The 7,473-nt window shown below is 45.8% G+C and carries 8 protein-coding genes; 5 read left to right on the top strand and 3 right to left on the bottom strand.

Annotation, left to right across the window (positions count from 1 at the left end; genetic code table 11):
- Window positions 1-90 precede the first annotated feature (90 nt).
- Entirely contained in the window at window positions 91-843 is a 753-nt protein-coding gene (locus B3D59_RS09725) for an RsmE family RNA methyltransferase (RefSeq protein ID WP_286819383.1), read from the bottom strand.
- A gap of 205 nt (window positions 844-1,048) precedes the next feature.
- Between B3D59_RS09725 and B3D59_RS09720 the strand changes: the two genes are divergently transcribed.
- Genes B3D59_RS09720 through B3D59_RS09710 form a run of 3 tightly spaced genes read left to right on the top strand, consistent with a single transcriptional unit; the run spans window position 1,049 to window position 2,900 of the window.
- On the top strand, window positions 1,049-1,654 hold the full coding sequence (locus tag B3D59_RS09720; RefSeq protein ID WP_286819381.1) for a Maf family protein: 606 nt from the start codon (window positions 1,049-1,051) through the stop codon (window positions 1,652-1,654).
- A 2-nt stretch (window positions 1,655-1,656) separates the two neighbouring features.
- Complete coding sequence (locus B3D59_RS09715; RefSeq protein WP_286819379.1) at window positions 1,657-2,343, top strand: YggS family pyridoxal phosphate-dependent enzyme; 687 nt, start codon at window positions 1,657-1,659, stop codon at window positions 2,341-2,343.
- Entirely contained in the window at window positions 2,343-2,900 is a 558-nt protein-coding gene (locus B3D59_RS09710) for an epoxyqueuosine reductase QueH (protein ID WP_286819377.1), read from the top strand. Before B3D59_RS09715 ends, B3D59_RS09710 begins: the two co-directional genes overlap by 1 nt.
- Before the next feature lie 14 nt (window positions 2,901-2,914).
- Here the strand turns inward: B3D59_RS09710 and B3D59_RS09705 are convergent, their stop codons facing one another.
- Together B3D59_RS09705 and B3D59_RS09700 are read right to left on the bottom strand one after the other, a co-directional pair.
- Window positions 2,915-4,303 (bottom strand): sigma-54-dependent transcriptional regulator, encoded by a 1,389-nt coding sequence (locus B3D59_RS09705; RefSeq protein WP_286819375.1) that lies wholly within the window; start codon window positions 4,301-4,303, stop codon window positions 2,915-2,917.
- A 212-nt stretch (window positions 4,304-4,515) separates the two neighbouring features.
- Window positions 4,516-5,529 carry an adenosine deaminase gene (locus tag B3D59_RS09700; RefSeq protein WP_286819374.1) on the bottom strand — a complete coding sequence of 338 codons (1,014 nt, stop codon included), beginning with the start codon at window positions 5,527-5,529 and terminating at the stop codon, window positions 4,516-4,518.
- A 367-nt stretch (window positions 5,530-5,896) separates the two neighbouring features.
- Between B3D59_RS09700 and B3D59_RS09695 the strand changes: the two genes are divergently transcribed.
- Window positions 5,897-6,772: a 1,4-dihydroxy-2-naphthoate polyprenyltransferase gene (locus B3D59_RS09695; protein WP_286819373.1), complete on the top strand. Its 876-nt coding sequence runs from the start codon at window positions 5,897-5,899 to the stop codon at window positions 6,770-6,772.
- Between the two features lie 151 nt (window positions 6,773-6,923).
- On the top strand, window positions 6,924-7,473 hold a 550-nt coding region (locus B3D59_RS09690), incomplete at its 3' end, for a DEAD/DEAH box helicase (RefSeq protein ID WP_286819371.1).

Here is a 7,473-nt window from a genome sequence, read left to right as displayed (position 1 = left end):
CTCTACCGACTGAGCTACCTGGGCACATCAAACAACGACAGATTTATATGTTCTTTAACCGTTCAAGTCAAGCAAAAAATCATACAAGCATTAAGAATATTGTTTTAAACACCCTCCCATATCACCCAGCAGATACTGGATTAAACCACAGGCACAGACTGCTGCTGTTTCTGCCCTTAAAATCCTCGGTCCAAGGGAGTAACTTATAAATCCCGATTCAGCGGCACTCCTGATCTCTTCTTCTTCAAACCCGCCCTCCGGCCCGATCAAGACAACAGCTTTGTTGTTCTCTCCGGGAGCCGGTCCGGCAAAGGGCCGGTCCGATGCTTCCCAGAAAGCGAATCTGTGTGAACAGCCTTTTGAAAAGGCCAGAACCTGTTCAAAATCCATGGGAGGCATAATTTCAACAAGGCAGGATCTTCTGCATTGTTTCAAAGACTCCCTGGCAATGGTCTGCCACCGCTCAATGTGTTTTTTTTCACTATTGCGGCCTGACAATGGAATGGATCTTTTACAATAAAAAGGAATCCAGCGAGTGACTCCAAGCTGGGTAATCTGTTTGATGATCTCATCCATCTTGTTGTATTTGAGCATGGCAGTACACAAAGTCAGATCGAGATTCGATTCCGTGAGGCTTTTTTTTTCACTTAAAATGGAAATTTCAACACATTCAGGAGAGATCTTATCTATACTACCTGTAAAATCAGTGCCATGGCCATTGGTCATGGAAATGGTGTCTTTGGGCTTAAGCCTGAGTACCTTGCATATATGTTTTGCGTCCTGACCATGGATGACGGCCTTATCTGTGCTTAACGCCTCTGTATTGATTAAAAACTTTTGCATATTTATCTCTTTATTCCACAAAAAAAGATGATTAAATTTTTAGAAATTATAGTATGAAACAGATAATTTTTACCATGAATTTATTATGTTATATTTCAAACCAACTGATTTTAGACACTTTTTTTCCGGATTGCCCGGCAACGGGAGTGGGTTTAAAATACGGCAAATCTGTTCGTAACGCATGAATTATGATACATAAGGGGCCATGAAAACGATAAACAAAGAGAGCATTATTCTGGCCTCAGGTTCACCACGCAGAAAAGAGCTTATGACCCAGGCAGGCATAGATTTTAAAATTCATGTGGCTGATATTGACGAATCTAAAGTTGATCCGGGAATGCCAGCCGAAAACTATGTTTGTCTATTGTCTAAAACCAAGGCCCAAGCCGTGGCCGCACATTATCCTGATGCCTGGACCATCGGGGCGGACACGATCGTGGCGGTTGGTAATACCATTTTAGGCAAACCCGCCGGGCACCGGCAGGCCGTAACCATGTTAACCCAGCTCAGCAACAGAGAACACAGTGTATTTACCGCTTTCACCATAACCAGACCGGACTCCGACGATCTGATTACACGGGTTGTAAACACCCGGGTGAGATTTAAAGCGTTGTCTAAAGATGAAATCAATTGGTACGCAGACACCGGCGAGCCCTATGACAAAGCAGGAGGCTATGGGATACAGGGGATTGGGGCCTTTCTGGTTAAGGAGATATCCGGGTCTTATACCAACGTTGTCGGCCTGCCCGTGTGTGAACTTATTGATGCACTGGCATCTTTGGGGGCAATCAGTTTTAAGGAAGTAAAATAACAATGCAGATTCAATCCAATATAAAAAAAATTCATGATGACATACGCGCTGCTGCCCAAAAAAGCGGGCAGGATGCATCCCGGGTTACCCTGATCGCAGTAAGCAAAAAAAAACCGCCTGAAATGATCCAGCAGGCCATTGATGCCGGTCACAGAGATTTTGGAGAAAATTATATCCAGGAAGCCATGGAAAAGATTGATCTTCTTGGGAGGAAATCAGCCACTTGGCATTTTATCGGGCATCTTCAATCCAACAAAACCAAATTCGCGGTAAAGTATTTTGACCTGATTCATACCGTGGATACGGTAAAGCTTGCCCAAGAGATCAACCGCCAGGCCCAAAAAATCGGAAAAATTCAGAAGATTCTGCTCCAGGTAAATATTTCCCGGGAAGCGACCAAATCCGGTGCACAAGCAAGCGAAATTGTGGATATTGCCAGACAGACCTGCCGGTTTGACAACCTGCATGTTTCAGGACTTATGTGCATGCCGCCTTTTTTCGATGACCCTGAAGATACAAGAATTTATTTCAAAAGGCTTAAACAGATCAGTAAAGAGATAGAACGGCTCAACCTTCCCAATACGGCCATGACCCATTTATCCATGGGTATGAGCAATGATTTTACCGTGGCCGTTGAAGAGGGGGCAACTTTAGTGCGTGTGGGCACAGCCATCTTCGGAGCAAGATAATGAAAATTCTTCTGCATACCTGCTGCGGCCCATGCACCATCTATCCCCTTGAAATCTTAAGAAACATGGACATGGAGGTCATGGGGTATTTTTACCGGCATAATATTCATCCATTTACCGAATGTATGAAGCGTGAAGAAACATTGCGTGATTATGCGGGGCAGATGAATCTGAAAATGGTCTGGCAAAGGGGTTATGAGCTTGAAGAATTTTTGCGTGCCGTCACCTTCAGGGAAACAAACCGGTGCAGGCACTGCTACCACGCACGTCTGAAAGCCAGTGCCCTGGTTGCCAAAAAAGGAAAATTTGACGGGTTTTCCACCACCCTGCTCTATTCAAAATTCCAGAATCATGCCCTGATCACGGAAATCGGTCAGGGCATAGCAAAACAATACGGTCTTAAATTCATTTATCATGATTTTCGCCAAGGCTGGAAACAGGGGATAGAGAGATCAAAGGCCTTGGGTATGTACCGCCAACAGTATTGTGGCTGCATTTACAGCGAAAAAGACCGGTACTATCAACAAAAAAATGTTGAGAAACCAGATCAGCCATAACTGTTATTGCGATATCATGCGTCTTTCGGGATTTTGAATTGTTTTTTATCCAGCCCGTGCCGGGTCAGCAGGCGGTTTAGCTGCCGGGTAGTAATGCCTGCTTTCTTTGCCGTCTCGCGTATTCGGCCGTTCGTTTCCTCCAGCATACTGGTCAGGTAGGAGATTTCACAGGCATTGACCGCATGTCGGCGTACCTGGGCCAGGGTCTGACCAGTGCCGGATGCTGGCATATCCCGAGCAACCGCTATCTGGGTTTCAATGGGTAAATTATCGGGCGTAATCACAGTGGCGCGCTCAAGGATATAGGCCCGTTCAAGGATGTTCTCAAGTTCCCTGATATTTCCGGGCCATTCATAGTGACGGAATCCTTCCAGAACAGACGGATGAACCGTTTGAATATTTTTGCCGTACTTGACGTTTAATTTTTTCAAAAACATATCGACCAGATATTCCAGGTCTTCCAACCGTTCGTTGAGCGGTGGAATTTCAATGGGAAAGACGTTAAGGCGATAAAACAGGTCTTTTCGATACACCCCTTTTCTGACACCATCTTCCAAATCTGAATTGGTGGCAGCGATGATTCGTACATCAGTTTTGAGAATGCAATCGCCTCCGATCCGGCTGAAGGTGCGGTCCTGAAGTACCTGGAGCAACTTAACTTGGGCGGATGGGGATATCGTGCCAATTTCATCCAAAAAAATGGTGCCGCCTTCCGCCATTTCAAACCGACCGGGTTTTTTGCGTTCAGCACCGGTAAACGCGCCTTTTTCATACCCGAACAACTCGCTTTCAATGAGGGTATCCGGGATGGCGCCGCAATGGACAGCGATAAAAGGTTTTTCGAAGCGCCGGCTGTGCCAGTGGATCAATCGGGCCAGGGTACCTTTGCCTGTACCGGTTTCCCCCAGCAGCAGGACGGTCGCAATGGTGGGGGCAACAGAACGAACATTCTCGAAAATCTTTTTCATGCCTGCATTTTTAGACCGGATGATCTCCAGCCATTCGGTTTTCCAAAATCGGTCCCTCAGGTAATCCAATTCAAAATCCTTGGAACGGGACCGGTTTAAGGCAGGAAGCAGCAGGTGGATATCCCGTTCTTTGACCGGAGACAACAGGTATCCCACAGCACCGGCTTTCACCGCCTCGATGGCTTGACGGGTGTTGGACCGCGTGCATAGTACAATGAACTGAACAAATGGATTGACCGAACTGAACGCCGACATGCCCGGATGGGCTGCAAGCAGTTCGATGTCGGCCAGAATCAGATCAAATGGCGACTGGGTGTGCAGTGTCAGCGCCGTATTGAGATCAGGGGCCCGGCGGATGTTGCCGGCATCGGACAGGACGTTTGAAATCAGGTGCCATTCATCTTCCGCATTGGTCAAAACCAGTATGTCTCTCATCTAAAACCCCACCAAGGATTTCTTGTCACTCTGCTGCAATATAGATGGAACGGGCAGAGGTGGTAGTTTTTAACAACACAATGGGGTTATGTCAATATTTCTGAAGCAAAGCTTGAATCTTAATCGCCATACACCAAGTCTGGGGCCCGTACTATAAAACAATTTGGATTTCATCATGCTGAATGGTGATAAATGAGGTCGGCCCATGACTGCTATTCAGCCATGAATTTTTTTATCTGATCAATAAATATATCTTTTTTATCCTGGCTGATAAACGCAGCATTAAAAGAATTCATTGCCAGTTGCGCGATATCATTTCGAGTCAACTGAAACGCGTTTTGGAGCACCAGATAATTTTCAACAACATATCCTCCGAAATATGCAGGATCATCCGAGTTGACCGTCACGCAAAGCCCCTGGTCAAACAGCGCCTTAAAATTGTGTTCCCGGATATTTTTAAAAACACACAGCTTGATATTTGAAAGCGGACAAACCGTTAAAGGAATCTGGCGGCGCTTGAGTTCATTGATAAGCGACTTGTCTTCAAGCGCACGCACGCCATGGTCAATTCGCTGGACTTTAAGATCTTGGATTGCCTCCCATATATATTCAGGTGGCCCCTCTTCTCCGGCATGGGCCACGGTCATAAAGCCTTCATTTCGTGCTTTTTCAAAAACACGCATGAATTTGGATGGTGGATGCCCCGATTCGGATGAATCAAGCCCGACCCCCGTAATCTTATCCCTGAAATCCAAAGCCTGCAAAAGGGTTTCCATCGCCTCAGATTCCGGCAGATGACGTAAAAAGCACATGATCAGACAAAATGAAATGTTCAGATCGCGGGCACCGTCGGATAAAGCTTGATAAATACCGGTGATTACTGTTTCAAAAGGAATGCCTCGTTCGGTATGGGTCTGGGGATCAAAAAAAATTTCAACATGCCTAACGTTTTGCTCTTTGGCTTTCAGAAGATATTCCCATGTCAGTTCATAAAAATCGGTTTCGTTTTGAAGTACGCCGGCACCTTCGTAATAGATATCCAAAAATGACTGCAGATTATTGAAACGATAAGCCTGTCGGAGTTTTTCTACCGAATCGAACTTGATTTTTATACCGTTTCTTTCAGCTATGCGAAACAATGTCTCGGGCTCTAAGGTCCCCTCAATATGAAGATGCAGCTCTGCCTTGGGAATATCCCGAATAAATACATTCATATCCATATCCATATTCATCTCCTTGTTACGCTGGTTTTTCGCTCAATTTTTGGGGTTCGCTAAAACAAACTACAAAATAGTAACGTACTGAGTTCAGATTAAAAATATATTATAAAGCCGGATCGTTTGGTATGTCATGAATTTGATGAAAATTATAACAATACCTATGAAAAAACTCAAGCAGACATTCAGATTCCAGATATCGGCAACATTGCGCTTGATAAAATTACGGAAAAATATACGACCACTGCGTCCGAATTCGCCCTCGTAAAGGCCCAAGGGTTTTTATGATTTTATTCCCCGGCTTGACAAACTGACTGCAACCGGCGTATTTGCTCTGCTATAATTTTTAATTACAAAAAAACAGATGGAAGATATTATGAATCTACACCACTGGTGGCTGGCCATCCGGCCAAAAACCCTTCCGGCAGCGGCTTGTCCGGTTGTTGTTGGCTCAGCCTGCGCTGTTTCTGATCACAGATTTTCAGCACTGATGTTTGCAGCAGCCCTGGCGGGCGCTTTATTGATCCAAATCTCCGTGAATCTGGCCAATGATTATTTTGATTTTCTGCACCACATTGACACCCCGGACAGGAAAGGCCCGAAGCGTATGACCCAAAGCGGTCTGATCCCCCCTGAAACCGTTCGGAACGCATTCTTACTGACCATGCTGCTGGCTCTTGGCCTAGGCATATTTTTGATTTTCAAAGGCGGGCTTGTAATCCTGTATATTGTAATCGCCTCTCTTATCGGTATTCTCTGTTACAGTGCCGGGCCATATCCCATTGCATCCAACGGCCTTGGCGAGGTGTTTGTGTTTATTTTTTTCGGACCTGTGGCCGTGCTGGGCACCTATTATCTTATGGCCGGAAGCGTGACACCGGCTGTTTTCGTCGCATCCGTTCCTGTAGGGCTGATGGTTACAGCCATTATCGTGGTCAATAATCTGCGGGATATCGAGACAGATGCCAGGGCGGGCAAAAGAACCCTGGCTGTCATCATAGGTCCTTGGCGCACCAAGGTGGAATTTGTGTTTCTGGTCCTTTTCTCCTTTTTGATCCCTTGTCTGATGTTTGCCTCGGGCCGCTGGTCCTGGGTCATCCTGTTACCCCTGGCCCTCTTCTGGAAGTCCTATCCCGTATTTAAAACCATTTTTGAACAGGATGGGGAAATTCTTAACCTCGCGCTTGCAGACACGGCAAAACTGGCGCTTATGTTCAGTGCGCTTTTTGCCATTGGGATCGTAATTGGATAACAGCTTGTATAAAAAAACATATTCGCAAAACGTTGCGGGGCAACCGGTATGGCAAGGGCCAACATTAAAAAAATGTTAAATGTATCGCTTTTGCAGCGTACACCGGATGAACCGTATTGCGTATTCAGTTAATTTGTGGTTTAAACGATACATGAAAAAAAGATATTATCGTTCCGGAAAGAATAACTCCGAATCCAGACTGTCCTGTCCCGTTCATTACCCCGAGCTCACTGCCGGGGCTGACAACGTATTGAAAAAAATTTTCAGCCAGATAGGTGTTCCCGAAAAACAGCCTTTCACACCGGACCCGTTCCAGCTTGAAGCCCTTGATGCCATCAATACATCCGATTGTCTTGTTGCAGCACCCACAGGTGCAGGAAAAACCTGGATTGCAGAACAAGCCGCCAAACGGATATTGGAAAACAACGGCAAGGTGTGGTATGCCACGCCTTTAAAGGCGCTGACAAACTCCATCCATGCCGGATTTTCAAAAATTTTCGGCAAGGAAAAGGTGGGGATACTTACCGGCGATATCAAGGAAAATACAAACGCAGACATCATTATCGGCACCACGGAAATTTTAAGAAATCAGCTCTATGACGCCATGTACACGGGCCAGAACTTAAAAAGTGATCTGATTATCCTTGATGAAGCCCACTTTCTTGGTGATACGGAACGCGGCGTGGTCTGGGAGGAGATCA

This window comes from Desulfobacter sp. UBA2225, from assembly GCF_002348205.1.
In the GTDB taxonomy this organism is placed as follows: domain Bacteria; phylum Desulfobacterota; class Desulfobacteria; order Desulfobacterales; family Desulfobacteraceae; genus Desulfobacter; species Desulfobacter postgatei.
The sequence above is the reverse complement of the archived record's forward strand: the minus strand, read 5'-3'. Positions and strand labels throughout refer to the sequence as shown.

What these genes read in the sequence shown, in the direction of transcription:
- B3D59_RS09725 (WP_286819383.1), bottom strand. Translation starts at nt 843, where the DNA reads ATGCAAAAGTTTTTAATCAATACAGAGGCGTTAAGCACAGATAAGGCC.
- B3D59_RS09720 (WP_286819381.1), top strand. Translation starts at nt 1,049, where the DNA reads ATGAAAACGATAAACAAAGAGAGCATTATTCTGGCCTCAGGTTCACCA.
- B3D59_RS09715 (WP_286819379.1), top strand. Translation starts at nt 1,657, where the DNA reads ATGCAGATTCAATCCAATATAAAAAAAATTCATGATGACATACGCGCT.
- B3D59_RS09710 (WP_286819377.1), top strand. Translation starts at nt 2,343, where the DNA reads ATGAAAATTCTTCTGCATACCTGCTGCGGCCCATGCACCATCTATCCC.
- B3D59_RS09705 (WP_286819375.1), bottom strand. Translation starts at nt 4,303, where the DNA reads ATGAGAGACATACTGGTTTTGACCAATGCGGAAGATGAATGGCACCTG.
- B3D59_RS09700 (WP_286819374.1), bottom strand. Translation starts at nt 5,529, where the DNA reads ATGGATATGGATATGAATGTATTTATTCGGGATATTCCCAAGGCAGAG.
- B3D59_RS09695 (WP_286819373.1), top strand. Translation starts at nt 5,897, where the DNA reads ATGAATCTACACCACTGGTGGCTGGCCATCCGGCCAAAAACCCTTCCG.